The organism is Amycolatopsis acidicola, assembly GCF_007713735.2.
Lineage (GTDB): Bacteria > Actinomycetota > Actinomycetes > Mycobacteriales > Pseudonocardiaceae > Amycolatopsis_E > Amycolatopsis_E acidicola.
Window position 1 is genome coordinate 256,725 of sequence record NZ_VMNW02000002.1, and the last position, 23,137, is coordinate 279,861.

Genomic DNA, 23,137 nt, shown 5'->3' on the forward strand with positions numbered 1-23,137 from the left:
GCGAACGAGAAAGGGTTGCCAGCACATGGATTCTCCCACCGAAGTGCTCATCGCGGGCGCCGGGCCGGTCGGCCTGACCGCCGCGCTCGACCTGGCCCGGCGCGGCATCGCCGTGCGGCTCGTGGACGCCGCGCCCGGGCCGGCCACCACCAGCAGGGCCATCGCGACCCATCCCCGGACGCTGGAGGTCTACGCGCAGCTCGGCGTGGCCGACGAGATCCTGCGCCGCGGGAGGCGGATCACCGGCTTCGCGCTGTACCGGGACGGACGGCGCCTCGCCCGGCTCGCGGCCGACTACACCGCTATGCCCACGGCGTTCCCGTTCACCGTGGCCATCGACCAGATCGTCACCGAGGAGGTCCTGCGTGACGCGCTGCGCGCGCAGGGCGTCGAGCCGGAATGGGGCGTGCGACTGGAATCCTTCGACCAGGACGACGAGGAGGTGACTGTCCACTTGCGACACGGCAGGCGCGCCGAGCGGTGCCGGGTGCCCTGGCTGATCGGCTGCGACGGCGGGCACAGCACGGTGCGCTCGGTGCTGGAGCTGCCGCTGATCGGCGAGTCGCGGCAGACGTGGCTGCTGGCGGACGGGCAGGTCGAGACCGATCTGCCACCGGACAGCATCTACTGGATCCGCGCCCGGCGCACCACCATGATGGCGGTGCCGTTCATCGAGCCGGGCCGGTGGCGGATGCTCGACACCGTCGACGTCGACTACGACGGCGACCCGGCGCGGCTCGCGGGCCGGCTCACCACGAAGTTGACCGCCGGGCTCGGCCGCCACACGTTCGTGCATCCGCCGGCGTGGGTGTCGGTGTTCACCGCGCAGCAGCGCATGGTGCCGCGGATGCGTGACCGCCGGTGTTTCGTGGCCGGGGACGCGGCGCACGTGCACAGTCCCGCGTCCGGTCAGGGCATGAACACCGGGATCCAGGAGGCCTACAACCTCGGCTGGAAACTGGCGATGGTGCACCGGGGTCAAGCCGCGGACGCCCTGCTGGACACCTACGGCGCCGAGCGCGTCCCAGTCGGGGCCGAGCTGCTCACGTCGACCGACAAGGCCACCCGGTTCGTGCAGCTGAGCAACCCGGTCGCGGACCTGGCGCTGCCGGTGGTGTTCGCCGCGGTCTCCCACCTCGCCCCGCTGCGCCGGAAGATGCAGTCGAAGATGCTGGGCGCGGTGTCCGGGTTGAACCTGGAGTACTCGGCCAGCGCGCTGACGCTGGACTCCGCGCCCGGCCCGGTGCCGCGTCCGGGCCAGCGCCTCACCTGCCGCGTCGCCGGGCCGGCCGAGTCACCCGCCGAACGCGCCCTCGCGGCGGAACTCCGGGCGGCGCAGTGGAGTCTGCTCGTCGCGGAGCCGGGCGAGGACGTGCGGGAGTTGCTCGCCACGGCCAGAACCCGTTATGGCGCTTGGCTTTCCGTGCGGACCATGGATTCGCGAGGCAGCTCGGACGCCGGTTCGCTGCCCGACCGGGACGGCAGGCTGCGCGCCTCACTCCACTTGCCCGACGACGCCTGGATCCTGGTGCGACCGGACGGCTACGTGTCCACCCGCGGCCAGCGACTGAACCGCGAGGCCCTCGACGCGCTGCCGGCGCGCCTGGGACTGATCCGGACGACGGAACGGATCTGAGGACGCGGAGAGGCCGGGGCTCTGGTGGAGCCCCGGCCTTTCGCGTGGGCGGGCGGCCTCGGTGGATGGCTTTGTCCGGGCGCGGCGGAGCGGAGCGCGACCGAACCCGACCCTCGCAAAAGCCGGGGCCGGGCGGGTGATGCCAGCGGGAGCGGAGCGCCGCAGGGCACGGAACCGGCGGCCGCCGCCCGGAGCACCGTCTCCGCCGCGGAATTCCCCGAGAAACGAACCCGAACCCCCGCAAAGCCGAACCCCCGCATAGGCCGGGGCCCACCCAGAGCCCCGGCCCGTCGCGCACACTCTCACCCCACCCGCTGCATCGCCTTGTCTCGGCGGGAAAGGAGTTTCGAACCGGACTCCTGGCGCGTCATCCGGCGTAGCAGGGGCGGCGCGAGCGACGCGCCCGCGATGGCCCATACGGCGAGGACGGCGACCGCGGCGCCGTATCGCCACGAACCGCCGATTTCCGTGGCCGCCAGGTCGGCCGGCAGCAGCGCCGACCGCGCGAGCAGGCCCAGCCAGTAGATCGGGAACACCTGCCCGACGTACTGCAACCACTCCGGGAACCGGGTGAGCGGGTAGAACACGCCGGACGTCGCCGCCACCGCGTACAGCGGGAACATCACCAGCCCGAAACTGTGCGAGTTCGGCAGCAGCGGGCCGATCACGATTCCGGCCGGCAGGGTGGCCGCGAGGCCGAGCACCAACACCACAACCAGCGTCAGCCAGCTTCCCGCCCCGTGTGTCACCAGCTCCGGGAACACCGCGAAACCCACGCCGAGGGTCAGCGCCGCCGTGACGACTGTGGAGCAGGACAGCATGACCACCTTGCCCACGACATACCCGGTGACCCCGCCCGGGACCGTCCGCGCGCGCAGCAGCGTGCCGTCCTCGCGTTCGACGGCCAGGCTGCCCGCCATCGTCGCGATGCCGTTGATGCCGAGGGTCATCCCGAGCACCCCGGGCAGCATCATCACGCCCAGGGGGAACCCGGTACCCGGCACCGCGACCGTGCGGGTGAACACCATGGCGGCGAAGAAGATCCCGGTGGAAATGGCCGTGACCACGATGTGATGACTGTCGAAGAACAGCTGCCGCAGCTCGATCAGCCCGTGCCGCACCCCGGCCCGCACCGGTGCCCAGGTCGCGTTCATCGTGGCCTCGCGACGAAAGCGTCCGCCGTCGCGACCCCGCCGGACTCCCAGTCCGCGACCAGCGTCAGGTACGTCTGCTCCAGGGTCGCGCGGCGGACCTCCAGCTCGGTGATGTCCGCGCCGTACTCGGCGTAGAGCCGGTGCACGAGGCGGGCCGGGCGGGGCGTGGATTCCCGGAACTGCCTCCCGTCTCTCGTCCAGCGCACCTCCCCCGCGGCCCCGGCGCGGCGGGCGAGTTCGGCCGCGGATCCGTCCGCGATGATCCGCCCGCCCGCGAGCAGCACGATCCGGTGCGCCAATCGCTCGGCCTCGGCGAGGTCGTGCGTGGCGAGCAGGATCGTGGTCTGCTCGGTTTCGGCGAGCCTGCGGATCATCCCGTGGAAGTCGTGCCGGGCCCGCGGGTCGAACCCGACGGTCGGCTCGTCCAGGAACAGCAGCCGCGGCCTGCCCGCCAGCCCGATCGCGACGTCGAGCCGCCGTCGCTGCCCCTGGGTGAGCCGCCGCAACTTCTGCCGGGCCTGCCCGGTGAGCCCGACCAGTTCCAGCAACTCGTCGGGATCCCACGGCTGCCGGGCGTACGGCGTGTAGTAGGCGCCCAGGTGCGCGATCAGCTCACGCACCCGCCACCGTCCGTGATCCGCCCACGACTGCAGCACCACGCCGATCTCCGACCGCCAGCGCCTGCCACCCCGCTCGGGATCCTCGCCGAGCACGGCGACCCGCCCCGCGGAGCGCACCCGGAACCCTTCCAGGATCTCGATCGTCGTGCTCTTGCCGACGCCGTTCGGCCCGAGCAGGGCGACCACCTCCCCGCGCCGCACCGAAAACCCCACGCCGGTGAGCACTTCCGTTGCGCCGTACCGCATCCAGAGGTCGCTGACGTCGATCACCGCCTCCGCCGGGACGGTCCCGGGCACCGGCGAAAGGGCCGGGCGTGCGCTCATCGGTCCAGGACCGCGATGGCGCGCACCGGGAAGCTGCCGACCCCGGCGATCGGCGCGGGCAGCACGGTCAGCCGCGCCCCGGTGTCGGGCAGCTGGTCCAGCCTCGTCAGGCATTCCAGCAGGTAGACATCCGCGCCCAGCAACAGGTTCTGCGCCGGCTTGCTGTTGTCCGTGCCGCTGTCGATGTTCTGGCTGTCCACCCCGACGATGCCCGGCTCGGCGTCCAGCAGCAGCTGCACCGCGTCGGCGGTCAGGTATGGCGAGTCCTTGTAGAACCCGCCGGTGCCCCAGTGCCGGTCGTGCCCGGTGTTGACCAGCACCGCCTGCCCGGTCAGCTCCAGGCCCTTGAACACCTCCGGCCCGATCGAGCGGCCGTCCGGCAGATCCTCCGTGGACACTCGCACGACCGTGATCGGGATGTCCACCATGCGTTCCAGCTCGAGCGCCGCCACGTCGGCACCGTCCACATGGAACTGGCTCGGCGCGTCGACGTAGGTGCCGGTGTTCCCGCACAGCTCCACTTCGGTCAGCGCGAACGTGACGCCGGGCGCGAGGAACGACGCGGACTGTTCCCTGCTGATGAACTCGGTGATCCGCGGTTTCGGCATCCACGGGTGGCTCAGCATCTCGTGGCTGATCGAGTGGCTCAGGTCGACGATCGTCCGTTGCTGGTTCGGCATCCGGCCCTCCCGGTTCTCGTGGTCGGGCCCAACGCTCGCAGTGGCGGCTCGACGGGCGATAAAGCGCGCGTCGGGTCCGGTCGAGCGGGGGCGGAAACCGGTTCTTCCGCCGCCCGACGGCTCGTCGACGCCGCGGCGGCACGGTCGGGCCAGGCACCGCATCGACCGCAGGGAGAACTCCAGATGGGCATTCCGCACAGGCGGGTCGTGATCACCGGCATCGGCGTGGTGGCGCCGGGAGACCCCGGGCGCAAGGCGTTCTGGCAGCGGCTCACCGACGGGCGCCCCGCGTTCGGCCCGATCAGCTTCTTCGATCCCGCGCCGTTCCGGTCCGGGGTGGCCGCCGAATGCGAGTTCGACCCGGCCCGCGAAGGCCTGTCCGTACAGGAGATCCGGCGGCTGGACCGCGCCGCGCAGCTGCTGCTCGTCGCCGCCGACGAGGCGGTGGCCGACAGCGGCGCCGACTTCGGCGCGCTGGGCGAGCGGACCGGGGTGAGCATCGGCACGGCCGTCGGCTGCACCCTGCGCCTGGAGGAGGAGTACGTGGTGCTCAGCGACCAGGGCCGGTGCTGGGAGATCGACCCCGGTTACGTCGTGCCGCACCAGTACGACTACTTCGTGCCGAGCTCTCTCGCCGCGGAGGTCGGCGTCCGGTTCGGCACCCTCGGGCCCGCCACCGTCGTCTCCGCCGGGTGCACGTCCGGCATCGACGCGGTGGGCCACGCCTGCCAGCTGGTCCGCGAAGGCAGCGCCGACGTGATGCTGGCGGGCGGCACCGACGCGCCGATCTCGCCGATCACGGTGGCGTGCTTCGACGCCATCCGCGCCACCTCGCCCCACAACGACGACCCGGTGCACGCGATGCGCCCGTTCGACCGGAACCGCAGCGGTTTCGTGCTCGGCGAGGGATCGGCGGTGCTGGTACTGGAGGAGTACGAGGCGGCCCGCCGCCGCGGCGCGCACGTCTACGCCGAGATCGCCGGGTACGCCACGCGTTGCAACGCCTACCACATGACCGGGCTGCGCTCGGACGGCGCGGAGTTGGCCGCTGCCATGGAAACCGCGCTCGCCACCGCGGAAACGGCGCCCGGGGGCATCGACTACGTCAACGCGCACGGGACCGCCACCCGGCAGAACGACCGGCACGAGACCGCCGCGATCAAACGCGCGCTCGGCGCACACGCCGCGACGGTGCCGGTCAGCTCCGTCAAGTCGATGCTCGGGCATTCGCTGGGCGCGATCGGCGCGATCGAGATCGCCGCCAGCTCGCTCGCCCTCGAGTACGGCGTGATCCCGCCGACCGCGAATCTCACCGAACCGGATCCCGAACTGGATCTCGACTACGTCCCGGTGACGGCCCGGGAATCCCTGCTGCGCACCGTCTTGACGGTGGGCAGCGGGTTCGGCGGCTTCCAGAGCGCGATGGTGCTGCGGGGCCGGGCGTGACCGCGGCGGTGGTCACCGGGCTCGGCGTGATCGCGCCGACCGGGCTCGGCACCGACGCGTTCTGGAGTGCCACGCGCGCCGGGGAGCTCGGCATCCGCCCGGCCGCCCGGTTCGACGCCACCGGGTGGCCGGTCACACTGGCCGGTGAGGCGCCTGCCTTCGACCCCGCCGACCACCTGCCGGGGCGGCTGATCGCGCAGACCGACCGGATGACCCAGTTCGCGCTGGCGGCGGCCGACTGGGCGGTGGCCGAAGCCGGGCTCGCGCCGGCGGACCTCGCCGGGGCGGCCATCAGCACCGCGGCCGCGTTCGGCGGGTTCGAGTACGGGCAACGGCAGCTGCAGGAGCTGTGGAGCCACGGCCCGAAGTACGTGAGCACCTACATGTCCTTTGCCTGGTTCTACGCGGTGAACGCGGGCCAGATCTCCATCCGCCATGCGACACGGGGCCCCGCGGGCGTGTTCGTCGGCGAGCAGGCGGGCGGGCTCGACGCGATCGGGAACGCGCTGCGCCAGGTGCGATCCGGCGCGAACGTGGTGCTCACCGGCGGCATGGAAAGCTCGCGCTCGCCGTACGGCCACGCTTCGCATCTCGCGAACCGCGACGTGAGCCGGGAACCGAGGCCGGAGCGGGCTTTCCTGCCGTTCAGCACGGACGCCTGCGGGTACGTGCCCGGCGAAGGCGGCGCGATCCTTGTGGTGCAACCGGAATCCGCCGCGCGCGGGAAGCCTTACGGCCGGATCACCGGGCACGGCGCGGCGTTCGACGGACGGCCGGGCGCTCCGGGCGCGGGCCTGCGACGGGCCGCGGCGCAGGCACTGGCGGACGCCGGGCTGTCGCCGGGCGACATCGACGCGGTGTTCGCCGACGCCGGCGGAACTCCGGCGCTGGACCTGGCGGAGGCGAGCGCGATCACCGGCCTGTTCGGGCCGCGCGGGGTGCCGGTCGCGGCCCCGAAGGCGGGCATCGGCCGCCTCGCTTCCGGTGGCGCGCCAGTGGATGTGGTCACCGCGCTGCTGGCGTTCCGCGACGGCGTGCTGCCTCCGGCGGGGGCCGTCGCCGAGGCCGACCCGGCCTACGAGCTCGACCTCGTGACCACCAGGGCCCGGCCGTGGGAGGGGCGACGCGCGCTCGTCCTCGCCCGTGGTGCCAGGGGTTTCCACTCCGCGCTGGTGCTCACGGCACCGGACGCCGACTGAAAGGAACGGACATGACCAGCATCGACGTACCGACCACGTTGCGGATCCTGTGCGAGGCGGCGGGCGAGGACGAGGACCTGGAACTGGCCGGGGACGACTCCGAGACCACGCTGGCCGACCTCGGGTTCGACTCACTGGTGCTGATCGAGGCCGGCACCCGGATCGAGCGCGAGTTCGGCGCGGCCATCCCGGAGGACCGGCTCGCCGGGGCGGTGACCGTCGCGGATTTCCGGGCGCTGGTCAACGAAGTCCTCGCCGACGCGCCCATCGCCTGACGCGCAATGCCGCCGGTGGCCGGGAAACCCCGGCCACCGGCGGCGTTGCGCGTTCAGTCCACGAAAGCGACCGCGCGGGCCCAGCCCGCGCCGGCGCCCTTGATCTTCACCGGGAAACAGCAGAACCGGAATCCCGCCGGTTCCGGCAGCGCGCCGAGGTTCGCGAGCCGTTCGATCTGGCAGTACTCGCGCTCGCGGCCGGCGAAATGCGCGGGCCAGAGCACGCTCGAATCCCCGGTGTCGCGGTAGTTCCGGATGATGTGGGAGAACGGCGCGTCCAGGCTGAACGCGTCCGTGCCGATCACCCGGACGCCGAGATCGAGCAGGTGGTGCACGGCCGAGGCGTCGAGGCCGGTGAACTCCGAGAAGTACTCCGGCTGCCCGTCGCGCGCCGACGCGCCGGTGTGCAGGAGCACGATCTCCCCCGGCCGCACCTCGTGCCCGATGCGCCGCAGCTCGCGGCGCACCCAGCCGGCGTCCAGCGCGCCCACCGGCTCGGCGGTCGCGTCCAGCACGCAGCCGGGGCCGGTGAACCACTCCAGCGGCAGCTCGTCGATGTTCCGCGGTTTCCCATACGCCGCACGGGATCCGTAGTGTGACGGGGCGTCCACATGGGTGCCGGTGTGGGTGGTGAGGGTGAGCGTGTCGAGGGAGAGGAACTCCGCATCGGGCAGGCTTTCCGGGGCCAGCTCCAGCCCGAACCCGGCGCGCATCTCCTCGCTCATGTGCCGGGCCCCCTCGGCGGGAGACAGGATCTCGTGCCGGACGGGGTTCGGCTCGAAGCCGGCCGCGTCCACCGGGCTGGACAGGTCGATGAGGCGCACGGGCTACTCCTTGGCGGGTTCGGGCGGGCGGAACAGCTCGGCAGCCACCCGGATGCCGGGGTTCCCGTGCACGATCTCGCGGGTGATCCGGCCGAACAACGGGGTGCGCGTGAGGATCCGGGTGGCCTTCGGGCGCACGAACCGCGCCACCCTGCCGCCCGAGTTCATCCCCCGCGCCTGCATGGCCTGCACGCGCAGCACGCGCGCGATGTCCGGGCCGCGCCGCCGCTCGAACTCCTCGACCGCACCGGCGCCCGGGGCGCGCAGTTCCTTCAGCAGCAAGGGATGCAGCACGGCGGCGTCCTGGATGGCGAGGTTGATGCCCTGCGCCCCGATCGGGCTGTGCGTATGCGCGCTGTCGCCGATCAGCACCAGGCCCGGCACCGACCAGCGGGGCGCCCGCGCGGCGAAAACGTCCAATAAGGACAGATCGGCGACGCTCGTGATCGCGGCGTCGATCAGCGACGCGTACGGCGGGGCGGAGCGCGCCAGTTCGGCCTTGACCTGGTCCAGGCCCTCGGCCATCATCCGCGCGTACCCGCCGTGCGGCACCGTCCAGCCCAGCTGGAGACTGTCCGGCCACGAGGGGTACGTCAGCAGCGGGCTGCCGCCGGAACGCAGGATCCGGGCGTACGGCAAGGTCTCCGCCGCCGCCGGGAGTTTCACCCACACCACGTCGAAGTCGAACACGTCCTGGCGTCCGTGCGGGATCCCGGCGAGGCGCCGCAGCAAGGAAAACCGGCCGTCCGCGCCGACGACCCAGCGCGCCCGCACGACGGTGTTGCCACTCGGGCCACGGGCCACGACGCCTTGCACTCGGCCGTTTTCGCGGATCAGCTCGGTGACCCGGTTACGGTCGTGGTACCGGAAATTGCCGTACGGCCGGGCGGCGTCGAGCAAGGCCGCCAGCAGATGGCGTTGCGGCATGCTCAGCAGGTAGTTGTGCGGCCGGGGCAAGGCGCGATAGTCGATGTCCAGCAACGCCTTGCCGTGCTCCAGGAACTGGAACCGGGAAAGCTCGTGCCCGCCGCGCTCCCGCGCCGGGCCGAGCACGCCCAGGGAGTCGAGGATCGCCAGCCCGCCCGGTTGCAGGATTTCGCCCCAGTACGCCCGGTTCAGCTCCGCGCTGCGCTCCAGCACCACCACGTTCACGCCGCTGCGGGCCAGCAACAGCGCGAGGGTCAGCCCGGCCGGGCCACCCCCGACGACACACACGTCCGCGTCGAGTTCGGTCATGACGCTGAAGTGCCGACGTCGACCGGCAGCCGGGTCAGGCCGCGCACCACGTAGCTGTCCCGCCACGAAGGCGCGCCCGCGAGCCGCATCCCGGGGAACCGGCGCAGCAGCGCGCCCAAGGCCACCCGCGCCTCCATCCGCGCGAGCGGCGCGCCGAGGCAATGGTGGATGCCGTGCGAGAACGTCAGATGCGGGTTGGGGCTGCGCGTGATGTCGAACCGGTCGGGGTCGGTGAACCAGCCGGGGTCGCGATTGGCGCCCTGCACGGAGGTCATCACGTAGTCCCCCGCGGCGATCACCTCGTCCCCGACCGGGATGTCCTCGGCGGCCTCCCAGGTGATCGCGCCGATCGGCGCCTCCATCCGCAGGATCTCCTCCACCGCGCCGGGCACGAGCGCGGGACGGCGCCGCAGCAGCTCGTGCTGGTCCGGGTGGGTCAGCAGCAGGTTCGTGCCGGTGCCGAGCACGGTCGTGGTGGTGATGGACCCGTTGACCAGCAACGCCATCACCATCCGCACGAGCTCGTCCTCGTCGAGCCGGTCGTGGCCGTCGCGAGCGGCGATGAGCGCGCTGGTCACGTCGTCGCCCGGGTTTTCGCGCTTGCGCGCCACCAGGCTGACCACGTACTGGTGCGCCACGCCGAACATCTCGTCCCGCAGCGCTTCGGTCTCGGTCAGGAAGCCGCGGGCGCAGCGGTGCACCTCGGCCAGCTCCTCGTCCGGCACGCCGAGCAGCCTGCTGATCACCGCGACGGGCATCGGGTCGGTGAACGCCTCCAGCAGGTCGACCTCGCCTTGGCGGGCCATCCCGTCCAGCAGCCGCTCGGTGATGTGCTCGGTCCAGCCGCGCAGCGCCTCCATCCGCTGCGTGGTGAACGCGGCCTGCACCAGCTTCCGCAGCCGGGTGTGCACGGGTGGCGGGCTGTTGAGGGAGTTGCCGTCCTTGGGGTTCTGCGGTTTGCGCAGCCGCGGGTCGGCGGAAAGCGCTTTCACTTCCGGGTAGCGGATCACCACCCAGCATTCGCCGACCTCGGGATGCGTCATCCGGTTGACCGGCGCCTCGGCGCGCAGCCGCGCGAGGGTGGGGAACGGGTCGAGCTGGAAGCCGGGGCCGTAGGCGTTGGCCGCCGGGGGTGCGGTGGGCATGGGATCGGGCCTCCTTGGCGTGTCACCGGCCGCCGGCGACCGTGAGCACCTCTCCGGTGATGTTCTGGTTCGCCGCCGAGCACAGGAACACGACGGCGGCGGCGATGTCGGCCGCGCGGCTGAGCCGCCCGGTCGCGGTGCGCTCGGTTTCCCGCGCCCGCACGGCTTCGGGCAGGCCGGTGGCGACCCGCCGGGTGAGGGTGAGCCCGGGGCTGACGACGTTGACGAGGACGCCGTCCTGGCCGGCGTCCCAGGCCAGGCTTTTCGCAAAGCCGTGCAGGCCGGATTTGGTGGCACCGTAGAACTCCTGGCCGCGGTGGCCGTCGGTGGCGACGTGCGAGGAGACCAGGACGATCCGGCCCCAGCCGCCCTTCCGCATCCCGCCGACAGCGAGCTGCGCGGTCCGGATGGTGGGCGCGAGGTTCTCCGTGATCACCGGCATCCAGTCCGCGGGCGGGACGTCTTCGAACCGCTCGTCCGGCCCGCGGCGGCGGCCCCAGCGCATGGCGTTGGCGACGAGCACCTCCACCGGGCCGAGCCGCTCGGCCACGGCGTCGAACGTGCCGGCCGGCGAATCCGGGTCGGCCAGGTCGTAGGGAACCGCCGTCCCGCCGAGACGCGACGCGAGCGCGGCCGCCGCGTCCTTGTCGTGGTGGTACGCCACCGCGACCCGGGCGCCCTCGCCCGCGAAGGCTTCCGCGATCGCCGTGCCGATTTCCCCGGTCGCGCCGGTCACCAGTACTACGCGGCCCGCAAGTCCCAGCTCCATCAGAAGATCAGCGCCCCGCCGCACGCGGGCACGAAGGCCCCGGTGACGTAGGCGGCGTCGTCCGAGGCGAGCGCGGCCACGAGCCGGGCGATGTCCTCGGGCTCGCCCATGCGTTTCATCGGCACCATTTCGACGGCGGCCGCCAGCCGTTCCGGGCGGATCTGCGCGGAGGACTCGGTGCGGGTCACGCCCGCGATCGCCGTGTTCACCCGGACTCCGTCCGGGGCGAGGTAGCGTGCGAGGAACTTCGCGATCGCCTCCATCGCCGCTTTCGCCGTGCCGTGCGTGATCGAGCGGATCCACGGGTCCCGCGCCTGCAGCGCCGAAATCATGACCACCGAGCCGGAACCGCGTTCGACCATGCCCGGCACGCAGGCCTGCACCGCCAGCAGCGCGGCCCGGATCTGGCCGGACACGATGCCCGCCAGATCCTCCACGTCCACGTCCAGCGGGAAGTCGCGAATGGACTCGTCGAACCCGTGCGCGTTCAGCACGAGAATCCCGATCGGGCCGAGCTCTTCGCCGACCCGCTTGACCATCTCCTGGACCTCGGCCTTGCTGGTCACGTCGGCGCCGACCGCGAGCGCGCGCCCGCCCGCCGCCTCGATCTCGGCGACCACCTTGTCCGCGTCGGCCTCGCGGCGGCGGTAGTTCACCGCGACGAGCGCGCCGCGCGCCGCCAGCTCCCGCGCGATCGCGGCGCCGATGCCCCGGCTGGATCCGGTGACGAGCGCGACCCGTCCTTCGAGGCCGCCCGTCATCGGCCCGCCGTTCCCACGTTCTCGTGCAGGATTTCGTACACGTCGGGATCGACGGTGGCGAGCGCGCCGAGCCCGGCGACCCGCTCCCGGAACCCGTCGCTGGTGACCGCGGCGCGGTGCGCGCCGGCCGTCTCCCAGCGCGCGACTTCCAGATATATCTGGGGATTCCGCACTGAGCGCAGCAGCTCCGAGGACAGATACCCCGGCTGCGCCCGCATGAACTCGGTCAGTTTCTCGAGGATCCGCGTGAACTCACCGGTGTCCCCGGTGACCGTCAGCTTGTTGACCAATGTGACCACGGTGGTGCACCTCGCCTTTCAGTCGCTCGCCGCGGGTTCGCGGAAGAAGTCCCGCAGCTGCCCGCGCCTGGTCTTCCCGCCGGGGCCCCGGGGGATCGAATCGGTCAGCACCACCCGCGCGAGGTGCTGGAACTCCGGCACCCGGGCGTTCACGAACTCGGTGATCCCGGCGGCGCCGACGTCCGCCGAGCGTGGCACCACAAGCGCGTTCGCCACCCCGCCGTGCAGCGGGTCCGGGGTGTCCACGACGACGCAGTCGGCCACCCCGGGATGCCCGGCGAGCACCGCCTCGATCTCCGCCGGGGCCACGAGGTGGTTGTCGTACTTGAACACGTCCTTGATCCGGTCGACGAGGAAGAGGTAGCCCTCGTCGTCGACCCGGCCGATGTCCCCTGTGGACAGCCAGCCCTCCGCGTCGACCGGGGACGGCTGCGCCGGATCCAGGTAGCCCAGCATCACCTGCGGGCCGCGGACCTGGACCTCGCCCTTCTCGCCGGCGGGCAGCACCGCGCCGGTGCCGACGTCCACGATCCGGCATTCCGTCCCGGCGACGGGCGGGCCGACCGAGCCGTACCGGGGCCACGGCGGTTCGTCGCAATGGGTCAGGGGCGAGGTTTCCGCCAGCCCGTACCCCTGCATCACCGGCACGCCGAACTGGTCGGTGAGCGCGCTCGCCGCCGCCGGTGGCAGCGCGGCCCCGCCGGACAGCACCGCCCGCACGGTGTCCAGCCGCAGCTCGCGCAGGCGGGCGTCGCGGGCAAGCCGGGCCAGCCGCACCGGCAGGCTGTAGTAGTGCGTCGCCTGCACCTGTCCCGCGAGCCGGGTGGCCACGACGGGATCCGGGTCGGTGCACAGCACCTGGGTGGCGCCCGCCCACACCGCGGAGTTCAGGTGCATCAGGTGATACGCGGGAAGATGGTTCACCGTCAGGCTGTTCGCGCTCAGCCGGTGCGCGCGGGCGGTCTGGGCGGCGTTGGCCACGAGGTTGCGGTGCGAGAGCAGCACGCCCTTGGGCAACCCGGTGGTGCCGCTGGTGAACAACACGCACGCCGGAGGTTCCGCCTTGGTACGACGGGGTTTTCCGGCTGTAACCTGGGACGGTTCGAGTGCCGCCGCAACGGGCACCAGCTCGGTGTCCCCGCCGGACAGGCGTGCGCGCATCTCGTCGGTCACGAAGGCGAGCCCGGCCTCGGCGGCTTGCAGGACGTGCGTGAGGATTCGCTCGCTCTGCAGCGGGTTGAGGATCACGACCGTGTTGCCACTGCGCAGAATCGCGTAGTAGGCCACCGCGAACGCCGGGTCGAGGATGTTCGCGACGCCGATCACGGCGCCGGGCCCGGTGCTCTCGCTCAGTTTCGCGGCGAGCCGGGAAACGGCGGCCTCCAGCTCGGCGTAGGTGAAAGTGGTTTCGCCGCACCGGATCGCGGGCCGCGACGGCAGCCGCTCCGCCGTCTGGCGAAGTCGCTGGTCGATGTGGATCGCCGGCACGGACAGCTTCCGGGCGGCGGGACGTACGTCAGTCACCGGCCCGCTCCTCGGCGTATTCCTTGGCCAGCTGCAGGTTGCGGACGCTGTGCGTGCTCAGCGCCTTGCGCAGGTAGCGCCGCGCGTCCCGGACAGTCGTGCCCACGCCGAGCAGCCCGAGCGCGGAGCGTTTGATCGTCGCGGTGTGCCGGGCCGAGGCGAGCACGCCTTCCGGCGTCTCCACGAACGACCAGCGCCCGGTGTGCGCGTCCAGCAGCGCCGGGGTGACCGTCTGCTTGTAGACGATCAGGTGCGGCGCGCGGCAGACGCGCACGGATCGCGTGGTGTGCGTGGATCCGTCGGGCGCCTTGGTGTCCATGTCGAAGAACTGGATGCCGGGCGTCGGCTCCTCCAGCTCGAGCCGGGCGACGTGCGGCAGCCGGTCCGGCCACGCAGCGGCGTCGTACAGGAAGGTGTACGCGTCGTGTACCGAACCCGCGATGAACACGGTGTCCTCGAAGGTGATCACGAGCGAGCGCAGCTCCTCGCGCCGCGCGGCGGTGTCGCGGGCCGTCTGCAGAAGCTCTTCGGTGTTCCGTGCGATTCCCCGGACGAGGTCGCGGACGCGGGCTTCGTCGCCCGGCGGGTAGGTCAGGGTGTGGCTCAGGGTGGCGCGGCAGGTGCCCTCGTGCTCGTCGGCGAACACCCACTCGCCCTCCAAAGTGGACAGTGGTGCCGGTGGTGTCTCGTGGGAGAACCGGATCCGGCGTGCCGCCGGGTCGAACTCCCACCGCGCCTGCCAGGTCCGCGCCGAGGCCCGGCCGGTGACCGCCCAGTGCCGTACGAGGGTGCCGCCCGGATCGCGCCGGAGCACCTCGGCGTGCACGGCGGGCGGATGGAACTGGGGCCACGATGACAGGTCGGCCACGGTCGCGTACGCCGCGTCCGCGGTCGCGGCGACGGTGACGTCGCCGGTCACGACCTCGCGCTGGTTCTCCGGCATGAACCCCTCCTGTCCGAGCTTGTTCGCCGCAGCCACGCTCGCCCGGTGCCGTCGAGCGGGCGCCGAGCGGTGACGGAGAGCCGTTCGGCCGGAATTCCGGCGGCGCTTGATCGCCGGTTGCGAGCCTCGCTGCCGTGAACGGGGACACCGAGCGGTACACCGAAATCCAGCAGTTCTACGCCGAGCACATGCACCTGCTCGACGACGGCGACGCGGCCGGGTGGGCGGCCACCTTCACCGAAGACGGCACCTTCGAGCCGCCCCCGCCGGGGCGCGTGATCAGCGGCCGCCGGAACATCGCCGACGGCGCCGCGAAGGCGGCGGCCGAACGCGCGGAAAAGGGCGAACAGCACCGGCACTGGCACGGAATGCTCACAGTCCGGCCCGCCGAGGACGGCACCGTGTGGGTGCGCTGCTACGCGCTGATCATCGTGACCCCGGCCGGTGGCCCATCGCGGCTGAACCAGGCGTGCGTCTGCGAGGACGTGCTGGTCCGCGGGGATTCCGGCTGGCGGGTCCGGTACCGCCGGGTCACCAGGGACGGCTGACCCATGCGAGTGCTGTTCGTGGTCTGGGCGTGGCCTTCGCACTTCTTCCCGATGGTGCCGACGGCGTGGGCGTGCTGGACGGCCGGGCACGAGGTGCTCGTCGCCGGGCAGCCCGCGTTACGCGAACTGCTGCCCGCCACCGGCCTGCCCGCCGCTTATGTCGGCACCGACTTCGATCTGGCCGGGGAGTTCCGGCGCAGGCTCGCGCTGGCGAAGGACGCGCGAGGCCGGTTGAGCGGGATGGATCCGCACGACGCGGAGCGGCTCGCCGGGCCGGCCGATCCGAAGACGATGGTGCTCGACGTCTACGGCGCGCTCGCGCGGGCGATGACCGGCGACACGGTGGAGCTGGCGAAGGAGTGGGGCGCCGAGGTCGTGGTCTGGGATCCGATCACCTTCGCCGGGGCGATCGCCGCGCGCGCCGCCGGGGCGCGTTCGGTGCGGCACCTGTGGGGCCTCGACAGCGCCGGGCATCTGGGCCTTTACGACGACTGGACGCCTGGCCTGCACGCGCTGCTGGCCGAGCACGGCGTGCCGGCGGAAGCCGTCCGCGAGGACCTGTGCCTGGACATCTGTCCACCTCGGCTGCAGCTGCCGCTGTCACGCCCGGCGGCCCCGGCTCGCTACGTGCCCTACAACGGGCCGGACCACGGCGGTCGCGCGCTCGCTCCCCCGCTACGGCCGCGGGTCTGTGTGACCTGGGGGAACACGGTGGACCAGCTGTCGGGCAACCGCGAATTCCCGGCACTGGAAGTACTGCGGACGCTGGCGGGCGAGGACGTGGAAGTCGTCGTGGCGGCCTCCGACGAGCACGTGGCGGAACTCGGCGCGCTGCCGGGGAACGTGACCGCGGCGGGCTGGTTTCCCTTGCGTGCCTTGCTGGAGTCGTGCACCGCGATCGTGCACGAGGGCGGCGCGGGGACCCTCCTGACCGCCGCGCTCGCCGGGGTTCCGCAGCTCTTGATTCCCGCGCTGCACGAACAAATCCTGGCGGGGGAACAGCTCGCCGCGTCGGGCGCCGGGCGGCAGCTGGCCGCCGGTGACGCGACGGAGGCCGCCATCGCCACGCAGTTCGGAGAACTACTGGGCCTGCACGAGGCGGCACGGGGGTTGCGGCAGCACATCCTGGAGCAGCCCACGCTCGCCGACACGGTCTCCCAGTGGGTCTGAAAGGAAGGACGAGATGTCTGGGCCAGCCCGGTGGATCCTGTGCTCGCGATGCCGGACCATCTGTTACGCGCCGCGTCTGGCGCGTGCGCTGCACGTGTGCCCCGAGTGCGGGTTCCATCTGCCCCTGACCGCCTGGCAACGGCTGGATCTGGTGCTGGACAAGGGTTTCGCCGAGGTACCCGGCCCGCCGTCCGGCGACGCCGACCCGCTGGAGTTCACCGACACCGTCCCCTACCCGCGACGCCGCGCGGAGGCCAGGGCGCGGACGGGTCTCGACGAGGCCGCCGTGTGCGCCACCGGCAGCATCCGCGGGTGGCCGGTCGTGGCCGTGGCGATGGACTTCCGGTTCCTCGGCGGCAGCCTGGGCAGCGCGGTCGGCGAACTGGTGACGCGCGCGGGCGAACTGGCGCTGGCGCACCGGATCCCGCTGCTGATGGTGACCGCGTCCGGCGGGGCCCGGATGCAGGAGGGCGCGCTGTCGCTGATGCAGATGGCCAAGACGGCCCAGGTCCTCGGCGAACTGGACGAGGCCGGGGTGCTCACCGTCTCGCTGGTCACCGACCCGACCTTCGGCGGTGTCGCGGCGTCCTTCGCCACGCTCGCCGACGTCGTGCTGGCCGAGCCCGGCGCCCGGCTGGGTTTCGCCGGGCCCAGGGTGATCGAGCAGACGATCCGGCAACCGCTGCCGGACGGCTTCCAGACCGCGGAATTCCTCCTGGCACACGGTTTGATCGACCTGGTCTGCCCGCGCGGCGAGCTTCGCGCGCGGCTGGGGGAGCTGCTCGCGGCGGGCTCCGGCGCAGTGCCGCCCCCGGATCCGGGGCACGGTGTGGTGACCGATCCTGCTTCGCTGCCGGAGGGGAACGCCTGGGAAGCGGTCCGCCGGGCGCGCGATCTCGCTCGTCCCTCCACAATGGACTTCCTGGCGCACGCCTTCGACGGGTTCACGGAGTTGCACGGCGATCGCCACGGTAAGGATTGTCCCGCCGTCGTCGGCGGCTTCGCGTGGCTGGGCCGCACGCCGGTGATGGTCGTCGGCACACAGAAGGGACACGACGCGGCCGAGCTGTCCGCCCGCGATTTCGGCATGGCTTCGCCCGCGGGCTACCGGAAAGCGGCGCGGCTGATGCGGATGGCGGCGAAGCTGGGGATCCCCGTCGTCACGCTGGTCGACACGCCCGGCGCCCACCCCGGGATCGAAGCCGAGGAGGGCGGGCAGGCGATGGCCATCGCCGAGAACCTGCGGCTGATGGCGGGCCTGCCGGTGCCGACCGTGGCCGTGGTGACCGGCGAAGGCGGCAGCGGCGGTGCGCTCGCGCTGGCCGTCGCGGACCGCGTGTTCCTCTGCGCGAATGCCGTGTACTCGGTCATCAGCCCGGAAGGCTGCGCGGCGATCCTGTGGCACGACTCCGCCGCGGCCCCGCGCGCGGCCGACGCCCTGGCCCTGGACGCGCCACGGTTGGTGCGGTTGGGGGTGGTGGACGGGGTGATCCCGGAAAGCGCCCCCGACGACCACGCCGGCACCGCCGCGAACCTCCGCGCGGCGCTTTCCGCGGCACTGCACGAACTCATGGCCCTGCCTCGCGCCGAACTGGCCGCCCGCCGCCACGACCGGTTCCGCCGCTTCGGCACGCCCGTGCCGGTCACCCCCTGACCGCCGGAGGAGGACGAACGGCGGAAGGATCCCGCCGACCCCACCCGCGACCACGACTCACGACCGCCGAACGAACCACCGCATAACCGAAAACCCACCGACCCCAGCCGCCAACTACTCCACGACACCACCCGACCCGCCACCAAACCACCGGCGCCCCACCCGCGACCACCGCTCACGACCACCGAAGGAGGGCACCGCATGCCCGGAGAACCCGCCGACGCCACCTGCGAACTACTCCGCGAAGCCACCCGAGCCGTCACCGAACTGCTGGCGCACAACGGGTCCCGTCCTGGCTCGCTGCATGTGCGGGCCGGGGGCGTCGCGATCGAACTCGACTTCGGCGGCGGCCCGGCGGCCGTACCGCGTGAGGAACCCGAGGCCGCGGGCGAGGACCTGGTCGTCGCTCCCACCGTCGGCGTGTTCTACCGCGCCCCCTCCCCCGGCGCGGAGCCGTTCGTCCGCGAAGGCGACCGGGTGACGGCCGGGCAGCAGGTGGCGATCGTCGAGGCGATGAAGCTGGCGATCCCCGTCGCGGCCGGACGCGACGGCACCATCCTGCGCGTGCTCAAGGACAACGGCGCGGACGTGGAGTACGGCGAACCACTCCTGGAGCTGGCCGCGTCGTGACCGGGTTCGACACCGTGCTGATCGCCAACCGCGGCGAGATCGCGCTCCGCGTGGCCCGCACCTGCCGCGCGCTCGGCCTGTCCGTGGTCGCCGTGTGCTCCACCGCCGACCGCGACTCCGCCGTCACCCGGCTCGCCGACCGGACCGTCCACATCGGACCGACACGGAGCTCCGCGAGCTATCGTAACGCCGCCGCGCTGATCGAGGCCGCGCGGATGACCGGCGCGCAGGCGATCCACCCCGGCTACGGTTTTCTCTCCGAGGACGCCGATTTCGCCGAGGCCTGCGCCGTCAGCGGGCTCACCTTCATCGGGCCGTCCGCCGACGTGATGCGCCTCCTCGGCGAGAAGTCGGCGGCCCGCGCCGCGATGGCCGCTGCGGGACTGCCCCTGCTGCCCGGCGCCGTCGAACCCGTCGCCGACGCGACCGAGGCCACCGCTCTCGCCGCCCGGATCGGGTACCCGGTGATCATCAAGGCCGTCGCGGGTGGCGGGGGCCGCGGGCTGCGCGTGGTGTGGCGGCCCGGCGACCTCGCCGCGGCCTTCGCCGAAACCACCGCCAACGCGCGCGCCCTCTTCGCCGACGGCCGGGTCTACCTGGAGCGGTACCTCACCGGCGCGCGCCACGTCGAAGTGCAGGTGCTGTGCGACGGTCACGGCAACGGCGTCCACCTTGGCGTGCGTGACTGTTCCGTCCAGCGCAGACACCAGAAACTCATCGAGGAGACCCCGGCACCGGGACTGCCCGCCGAGGTGACCGGCCGGATGGCGGGCGCCGCGTTGAGTGCCGCGCTGGAGACCGGCTACACCGGCGCCGGCACCTTCGAGTTCCTCGTGGACGGTGCGGGCCGGTTCTCGTTCCTGGAGGTCAACTGCCGGATCCAGGTGGAGCATCCGGTGACCGAGGAGGTCACCGGCGTCGATCTGGTGGCCGAGCAGCTCCGGATCGCGGCAGGCGAGCAGCTGTCCCAGATGGACATCACGCCGCGCGGCGCCGCCGTCGAGTGCCGGATCAACGCCGAGGACCCCGCGCACGGCTTCGCCCCGGCGCCGGGCACGCTCACCGAGTTCGCGCCGCCCGCGGGCCCGTTCGTCCGCGTCGACACGCACGCCTTCCCCGGCTACCGCATCCCGGCGGCCTACGACTCCCTGCTGGCGAAGGTGATCACCTGGGGACCGGACCGGGACACCGCGCTGGCCCGGATGCGGGCGGCGCTGGCCGAGTTCCGCGTCGCCGGGCCGGGGATCCGCACCACCGCGGACTTCCTCGCCGGGGTGCTATCCGATCCGCGGTTCGTCCAAGCGCGCCACGACACCCGGCTCCTCGCCGGGCCGGAGGACGGCACCACCCGTTCGGAACCCACGCGGTTACCTCAAAAGCAGGAAGAACAACGCGGGGAGTCACTTCCGCGCGGCTGACCGAACCGGAATGCGTGAGTGACTGTCTTCGTCCTGATTCCTAACGTTGAGAGGTGGCGACTCACCGGCGACGGCAGACCCTCCGCGCACCCGATCCTGTCCTCCCGATGCCGGTTCCCCCGCCCCGATCGCCCGAGCCCGACCTCCCGCCGGCGCGCGCCTTCGAAGGCCCGCCACCCACCGGCCGGAGGGCCGAACGCCGCCGCCGTGCCAGGGTCTCGCTCAGCCGGGACCCGTCGGTCATCGCCGGTGACGCGCTCGCCTTCGTCTTCGACCACCACGGCTTCTACGTCCGTCTCGCCGACGACCTCATCGACGAAGTCCCGTGGCGCCGCCGGGTTCGCCATCACGGCCTGTGCGTGTGCCTCGACGCGGCGTCGAAAAGCCTCGACCCCGCCGCCTACGCCCGGCTCGCGCAAATCCCGACGCGCACGGCCCTGCTCCGGCTCGGGTTCCCGAAGTTCCTCGCCGACATCCTCACCGGGAGTTCCGCGTTCGAGGTCAAGGAGATCCTCGGCGCGCTCCCGGCCGCGCACCTGTGGCACAGCCTGCGCGTCACGATTCCCTTGGTATGCCGGGACTTTCCCGTGTGCCCGGCGAGGATGGACGTCGTCGAAACCTTCGCCTCGCCGGTCCTCGGCCGCGAGCTGGAGAGATTCGTCGCCACCCTGCGCTGAACATTCCGTTGTCAGGCGAGGGGAAACCGGTCAGCGAGCCAACCGGCGATCTCCTGCGCCGCGAGCTGGTTCCCGGTGGGTTCACCCTCGGCGATCGCGCCCCCGAAATGGAGGCCGCGGACGGTCGCGACAGTGCGGTCCGGCGCGCCGAGCGCGTCGATCATCCGTCGCGTGTCGGCGGGGAATGCCGCCTGGTCGCCGGTGAGTTCGAGGAACAGCGCCGGGACGGTGACGCCCGGCGCGCAGCGGACGAAGTCGGCGTTCGAGCTGAGGCCCGACCACGTGGACAGCCAGGCCTCCGGGGTGGTGAGCCTGCCGAAACCGACCTGGCCGTAGTCGATCAGGTCCGGGCGTTTGCCGAACAGCGAGCCGTACGGCCGTTCGCTCGGGTCGAGCGAGAGGTCGACGGTGCGCGGGTCTGCGTCGGTGCGGAAGATGGTCATGATCTTCGGCGCGAGAGCGCGTCGCCGGTCCGCGGCGGCACCGCTCTCACGGAAGGCCGCGCGGGCTTCCGCCGTGCGGGCCAGCGCTTCGCGGGCGACGGCGTCGATCCGCGCGACGCGGTCGTGTTGCGCGGCGCGGTACCGGCGCAGGAAGTCCGCCGGATAACGGGAACTCCCCGGCGGTTCCACGAAACCGTTCGCGGGGTTCCACGGGTCCAGCTCCGGCACGACCGACAGCGGATCGTTCTCGTCGGCCACCGAGGGATCGATGCACGACAGCAGGAGCTTGCCCTGACCGGGATGGGGTGCGAGGAACACGACGCCATCCGGCTCCGGCATGGTGGCTTCGGCGAGTTTCACCGGACGTCCGCCCGGGGTGAGCGCGATCCGGTCGGACACCGGCAGCCCGGCCTGCTCGGCGTAGAACGCGAACAGCGTCCCGCCACCGGAGTGGCCGAGCAGCACGACGTGGTCGAAACCCTTGTCCCGCAAGAAAATCTGACCTGCGGCCATATCGAGCAGGGCCTGCTCGTGGATCAGGTTCAGGTCGTTGTTCACCGAGCGGGTGTGCTGGGTCCACACCGCGACGCCGGCCTGCAGCAGCAGGGGCACCATCGGGTGGTGCGTCAGGTCCTGCCGCGGATGCATCAGGCACACCACGGTCTCCGCGCCCGGCACCGTGGCGAGCACGCCGCTGACCGTCGCACCGTCCGATGTGGTCAGTTCGTGCACGGAGGTGACCGTCGGCGCGGGCCGCTCCCCCGCCTGCAGATACCGGCCTTGCCCGAGGCCGGCCGGAGCGCTCATCGGCGCTCCACGCGCAGCGCGTCCTTGTCGTGCTGGGTGATCCGGGAATCGCGGGAAACCCCGGCGATGCACGAATACCAGACCGCGTGCCGGCAGCCGGTGGCCCGGCGGTCGATCACGATCGGCCCGTCCGAGCTGATCGCGAAATACGGCCCGAGCTGGCCGACCGTCACGGCCGCGTCCTGTCCGGCGACCTTCGCGACGGCCGTGTTCTCCGGGACGTCGAGGACGTAGAGCACGGTCATCGGCCCGCCTCCGACGGCGCCGTCCACTCCGCGGCGCGTTCGACGATCAGTTCCGCCTTGCGTGCCAGCAGTTTCCCGAAAGTCGGCTCCGGTTCGGCGACGACGTCCAGCAGCGCGTCGATGGTGAGGTTCGCGTCGAGGTCCTCCTGCGGCGTGACGGGCCGCATCGCGCGGGTGATCTCGAAGAAGTAGCCGTTCGGATCGTGGGTGTAGATCGATTCGATGGTCTCGTGCTGGATCTGCATCTCCACCGGCCATGAGCTGGCGTCGAGGCGCCGCCGGTATTCGAGGAGATCCTCTTCGCTCTCCACGTGGATCGCGAGGTGCCGCGAGCGCACGAAGTATTCCGGGACGTCCGCGCCGAACCGGCCGTAGACGTCGCCCTTCTCCCCGGCAGGCCCGCCGACCTCGGGCGCGGTGCCGAAGTAGTAGAAGAACGCGATCCGGTCGTCGTTGCCCAGATCGAAGAAGAAGTGGATGAAGTCGGGGTGGTCCTCGGGACCCCAGCCCGCCGCGCAGATCGAGTGGACGACCGGGAAGCCGAGGACGTCCCGGTAGAAGCGGACGGTCGCGGCCGGGTCGAACGTCGGGAAGGCGACGTGGTCGACCCCCTGCACGCGGTGCTCCAGCTCCGTCATTTGCTGCCTCCTAAGGGGTTCTCGCCGTGGGAACGACCCTACGCTCGTCTTGACGATTGAGTCAATAGTTTG

24 protein-coding genes are annotated in these 23,137 nt (G+C 72.2%); 10 read left to right on the top strand and 14 right to left on the bottom strand.

Annotated elements, in window-relative coordinates:
- Positions 1-25 precede the first annotated feature (25 nt).
- The gene (locus FPZ12_RS02825; protein WP_144748134.1) at positions 26-1,636 is read left to right on the top strand and encodes an FAD-dependent oxidoreductase; all 1,611 of its coding nucleotides are present in this window, start codon (positions 26-28) and stop codon (positions 1,634-1,636) included.
- Positions 1,637-1,938: 302 nt separating this feature from the next.
- Here the strand turns inward: FPZ12_RS02825 and FPZ12_RS02830 are convergent, their stop codons facing one another.
- The 3 genes from FPZ12_RS02830 to FPZ12_RS02840 are packed head-to-tail and all read right to left on the bottom strand — an operon-like array spanning position 1,939 to position 4,414.
- Complete coding sequence (locus FPZ12_RS02830) at positions 1,939-2,790, bottom strand: ABC transporter permease (RefSeq protein ID WP_144748135.1); 852 nt, start codon at positions 2,788-2,790, stop codon at positions 1,939-1,941.
- On the bottom strand, positions 2,787-3,734 hold the full coding sequence (locus tag FPZ12_RS02835; protein WP_144748136.1) for an ABC transporter ATP-binding protein: 948 nt from the start codon (positions 3,732-3,734) through the stop codon (positions 2,787-2,789). Before FPZ12_RS02835 ends, FPZ12_RS02830 begins: the two co-directional genes overlap by 4 nt.
- Positions 3,731-4,414, bottom strand: coding sequence for a cyclase family protein (locus FPZ12_RS02840; protein ID WP_144748137.1), 684 nt, complete (start codon positions 4,412-4,414; stop codon positions 3,731-3,733). Before FPZ12_RS02840 ends, FPZ12_RS02835 begins: the two co-directional genes overlap by 4 nt.
- A gap of 183 nt (positions 4,415-4,597) precedes the next feature.
- Here FPZ12_RS02840 and FPZ12_RS02845 point away from each other — a divergent pair, with 183 nt between their 5' ends.
- From FPZ12_RS02845 to FPZ12_RS02855, 3 genes are read left to right on the top strand one after another with little or no spacing between them, the layout of a single operon-like run.
- Entirely contained in the window at positions 4,598-5,860 is a 1,263-nt protein-coding gene (locus FPZ12_RS02845) for a beta-ketoacyl-[acyl-carrier-protein] synthase family protein (RefSeq protein WP_144748138.1), read from the top strand.
- Positions 5,857-7,059, top strand: a complete 1,203-nt coding sequence (locus FPZ12_RS02850; RefSeq protein ID WP_144748139.1) for a beta-ketoacyl synthase N-terminal-like domain-containing protein — start codon at positions 5,857-5,859, stop codon at positions 7,057-7,059. Before FPZ12_RS02845 ends, FPZ12_RS02850 begins: the two co-directional genes overlap by 4 nt.
- A gap of 11 nt (positions 7,060-7,070) precedes the next feature.
- Positions 7,071-7,334: an acyl carrier protein gene (locus FPZ12_RS02855; protein WP_144748140.1), complete on the top strand. Its 264-nt coding sequence runs from the start codon at positions 7,071-7,073 to the stop codon at positions 7,332-7,334.
- Between the two features lie 53 nt (positions 7,335-7,387).
- On the opposite strand, the gene FPZ12_RS02860 is transcribed toward FPZ12_RS02855, so the two are convergent.
- Genes FPZ12_RS02860 through FPZ12_RS02895 form a run of 8 tightly spaced genes read right to left on the bottom strand, consistent with a single transcriptional unit; the run spans position 7,388 to position 14,835 of the window.
- Positions 7,388-8,158: a cyclase family protein gene (locus tag FPZ12_RS02860; protein WP_144748141.1), complete on the bottom strand. Its 771-nt coding sequence runs from the start codon at positions 8,156-8,158 to the stop codon at positions 7,388-7,390.
- A 3-nt stretch (positions 8,159-8,161) separates the two neighbouring features.
- Positions 8,162-9,394: an FAD-dependent oxidoreductase gene (locus FPZ12_RS02865; RefSeq protein WP_144748142.1), complete on the bottom strand. Its 1,233-nt coding sequence runs from the start codon at positions 9,392-9,394 to the stop codon at positions 8,162-8,164.
- Positions 9,391-10,539 (bottom strand): cytochrome P450 family protein, encoded by a 1,149-nt coding sequence (locus FPZ12_RS02870; RefSeq protein WP_144748143.1) that lies wholly within the window; start codon positions 10,537-10,539, stop codon positions 9,391-9,393. Before FPZ12_RS02870 ends, FPZ12_RS02865 begins: the two co-directional genes overlap by 4 nt.
- Before the next feature lie 22 nt (positions 10,540-10,561).
- Positions 10,562-11,308, bottom strand: a complete 747-nt coding sequence (locus FPZ12_RS02875) for an SDR family NAD(P)-dependent oxidoreductase (protein WP_144748144.1) — start codon at positions 11,306-11,308, stop codon at positions 10,562-10,564.
- Positions 11,308-12,069, bottom strand: coding sequence for an SDR family NAD(P)-dependent oxidoreductase (locus FPZ12_RS02880; RefSeq protein WP_144748145.1), 762 nt, complete (start codon positions 12,067-12,069; stop codon positions 11,308-11,310). Before FPZ12_RS02880 ends, FPZ12_RS02875 begins: the two co-directional genes overlap by 1 nt.
- Positions 12,066-12,368 (bottom strand): antibiotic biosynthesis monooxygenase family protein, encoded by a 303-nt coding sequence (locus tag FPZ12_RS02885; RefSeq protein ID WP_144748146.1) that lies wholly within the window; start codon positions 12,366-12,368, stop codon positions 12,066-12,068. The genes FPZ12_RS02880 and FPZ12_RS02885 overlap by 4 nt, the downstream gene beginning before the upstream one ends.
- 18 nt (positions 12,369-12,386) lie before the next feature.
- The gene (locus FPZ12_RS02890; RefSeq protein WP_208025710.1) at positions 12,387-13,892 is read right to left on the bottom strand and encodes a class I adenylate-forming enzyme family protein; all 1,506 of its coding nucleotides are present in this window, start codon (positions 13,890-13,892) and stop codon (positions 12,387-12,389) included.
- Positions 13,885-14,835, bottom strand: coding sequence for an aromatase/cyclase (locus FPZ12_RS02895; RefSeq protein WP_144748147.1), 951 nt, complete (start codon positions 14,833-14,835; stop codon positions 13,885-13,887). Before FPZ12_RS02895 ends, FPZ12_RS02890 begins: the two co-directional genes overlap by 8 nt.
- A gap of 134 nt (positions 14,836-14,969) precedes the next feature.
- Between FPZ12_RS02895 and FPZ12_RS02900 the strand changes: the two genes are divergently transcribed.
- The 6 genes from FPZ12_RS02900 to FPZ12_RS02925 all read left to right on the top strand — a co-directional run bounded on the left by FPZ12_RS02900 (position 14,970) and on the right by FPZ12_RS02925 (position 20,932).
- Complete coding sequence (locus tag FPZ12_RS02900) at positions 14,970-15,383, top strand: nuclear transport factor 2 family protein (RefSeq protein ID WP_208025711.1); 414 nt, start codon at positions 14,970-14,972, stop codon at positions 15,381-15,383.
- A 3-nt stretch (positions 15,384-15,386) separates the two neighbouring features.
- Positions 15,387-16,553, top strand: a complete 1,167-nt coding sequence (locus FPZ12_RS02905; protein WP_144748148.1) for a nucleotide disphospho-sugar-binding domain-containing protein — start codon at positions 15,387-15,389, stop codon at positions 16,551-16,553.
- 13 nt (positions 16,554-16,566) lie between these two features.
- Complete coding sequence (accA, locus tag FPZ12_RS02910; protein ID WP_144748149.1) at positions 16,567-18,207, top strand: acetyl-coenzyme A carboxylase carboxyl transferase subunits beta/alpha; 1,641 nt, start codon at positions 16,567-16,569, stop codon at positions 18,205-18,207.
- A 201-nt stretch (positions 18,208-18,408) separates the two neighbouring features.
- Positions 18,409-18,837: an acetyl-CoA carboxylase biotin carboxyl carrier protein gene (locus tag FPZ12_RS02915; RefSeq protein ID WP_144748150.1), complete on the top strand. Its 429-nt coding sequence runs from the start codon at positions 18,409-18,411 to the stop codon at positions 18,835-18,837.
- Positions 18,834-20,255 (top strand): acetyl-CoA carboxylase biotin carboxylase subunit, encoded by a 1,422-nt coding sequence (locus tag FPZ12_RS02920; protein ID WP_150980174.1) that lies wholly within the window; start codon positions 18,834-18,836, stop codon positions 20,253-20,255. Before FPZ12_RS02915 ends, FPZ12_RS02920 begins: the two co-directional genes overlap by 4 nt.
- Before the next feature lie 107 nt (positions 20,256-20,362).
- The gene (locus tag FPZ12_RS02925) at positions 20,363-20,932 is read left to right on the top strand and encodes a hypothetical protein (protein ID WP_243769644.1); all 570 of its coding nucleotides are present in this window, start codon (positions 20,363-20,365) and stop codon (positions 20,930-20,932) included.
- 11 nt (positions 20,933-20,943) lie between these two features.
- Here the strand turns inward: FPZ12_RS02925 and FPZ12_RS02930 are convergent, their stop codons facing one another.
- From FPZ12_RS02930 to FPZ12_RS02940, 3 genes are read right to left on the bottom strand one after another with little or no spacing between them, the layout of a single operon-like run.
- Complete coding sequence (locus FPZ12_RS02930) at positions 20,944-22,182, bottom strand: alpha/beta hydrolase (RefSeq protein ID WP_144748152.1); 1,239 nt, start codon at positions 22,180-22,182, stop codon at positions 20,944-20,946.
- Positions 22,179-22,427, bottom strand: a complete 249-nt coding sequence (locus FPZ12_RS02935; protein WP_144748153.1) for a hypothetical protein — start codon at positions 22,425-22,427, stop codon at positions 22,179-22,181. Before FPZ12_RS02935 ends, FPZ12_RS02930 begins: the two co-directional genes overlap by 4 nt.
- Positions 22,424-23,065: a VOC family protein gene (locus tag FPZ12_RS02940; RefSeq protein WP_144748154.1), complete on the bottom strand. Its 642-nt coding sequence runs from the start codon at positions 23,063-23,065 to the stop codon at positions 22,424-22,426. The genes FPZ12_RS02935 and FPZ12_RS02940 overlap by 4 nt, the downstream gene beginning before the upstream one ends.
- Positions 23,066-23,137 lie beyond the last annotated feature (72 nt).

Coding starts and splice junctions, on each gene's coding strand:
- accA (WP_144748149.1), top strand. CDS start 16,567: ATGTCTGGGCCAGCCCGGTGGATCCTGTGCTCGCGATGCCGGACCATC.
- FPZ12_RS02855 (WP_144748140.1), top strand. CDS start 7,071: ATGACCAGCATCGACGTACCGACCACGTTGCGGATCCTGTGCGAGGCG.
- FPZ12_RS02940 (WP_144748154.1), bottom strand. CDS start 23,065: ATGACGGAGCTGGAGCACCGCGTGCAGGGGGTCGACCACGTCGCCTTC.
- FPZ12_RS02915 (WP_144748150.1), top strand. CDS start 18,409: ATGCCCGGAGAACCCGCCGACGCCACCTGCGAACTACTCCGCGAAGCC.
- FPZ12_RS02835 (WP_144748136.1), bottom strand. CDS start 3,734: ATGAGCGCACGCCCGGCCCTTTCGCCGGTGCCCGGGACCGTCCCGGCG.
- FPZ12_RS02840 (WP_144748137.1), bottom strand. CDS start 4,414: ATGCCGAACCAGCAACGGACGATCGTCGACCTGAGCCACTCGATCAGC.
- FPZ12_RS02880 (WP_144748145.1), bottom strand. CDS start 12,069: ATGACGGGCGGCCTCGAAGGACGGGTCGCGCTCGTCACCGGATCCAGC.
- FPZ12_RS02865 (WP_144748142.1), bottom strand. CDS start 9,394: ATGACCGAACTCGACGCGGACGTGTGTGTCGTCGGGGGTGGCCCGGCC.
- FPZ12_RS02845 (WP_144748138.1), top strand. CDS start 4,598: ATGGGCATTCCGCACAGGCGGGTCGTGATCACCGGCATCGGCGTGGTG.
- FPZ12_RS02905 (WP_144748148.1), top strand. CDS start 15,387: ATGCGAGTGCTGTTCGTGGTCTGGGCGTGGCCTTCGCACTTCTTCCCG.
- FPZ12_RS02935 (WP_144748153.1), bottom strand. CDS start 22,427: ATGACCGTGCTCTACGTCCTCGACGTCCCGGAGAACACGGCCGTCGCG.
- FPZ12_RS02870 (WP_144748143.1), bottom strand. CDS start 10,539: ATGCCCACCGCACCCCCGGCGGCCAACGCCTACGGCCCCGGCTTCCAG.
- FPZ12_RS02925 (WP_243769644.1), top strand. CDS start 20,363: ATGCCGGTTCCCCCGCCCCGATCGCCCGAGCCCGACCTCCCGCCGGCG.
- FPZ12_RS02930 (WP_144748152.1), bottom strand. CDS start 22,182: ATGAGCGCTCCGGCCGGCCTCGGGCAAGGCCGGTATCTGCAGGCGGGG.
- FPZ12_RS02830 (WP_144748135.1), bottom strand. CDS start 2,790: ATGAACGCGACCTGGGCACCGGTGCGGGCCGGGGTGCGGCACGGGCTG.
- FPZ12_RS02875 (WP_144748144.1), bottom strand. CDS start 11,308: ATGGAGCTGGGACTTGCGGGCCGCGTAGTACTGGTGACCGGCGCGACC.
- FPZ12_RS02825 (WP_144748134.1), top strand. CDS start 26: ATGGATTCTCCCACCGAAGTGCTCATCGCGGGCGCCGGGCCGGTCGGC.
- FPZ12_RS02895 (WP_144748147.1), bottom strand. CDS start 14,835: ATGCCGGAGAACCAGCGCGAGGTCGTGACCGGCGACGTCACCGTCGCC.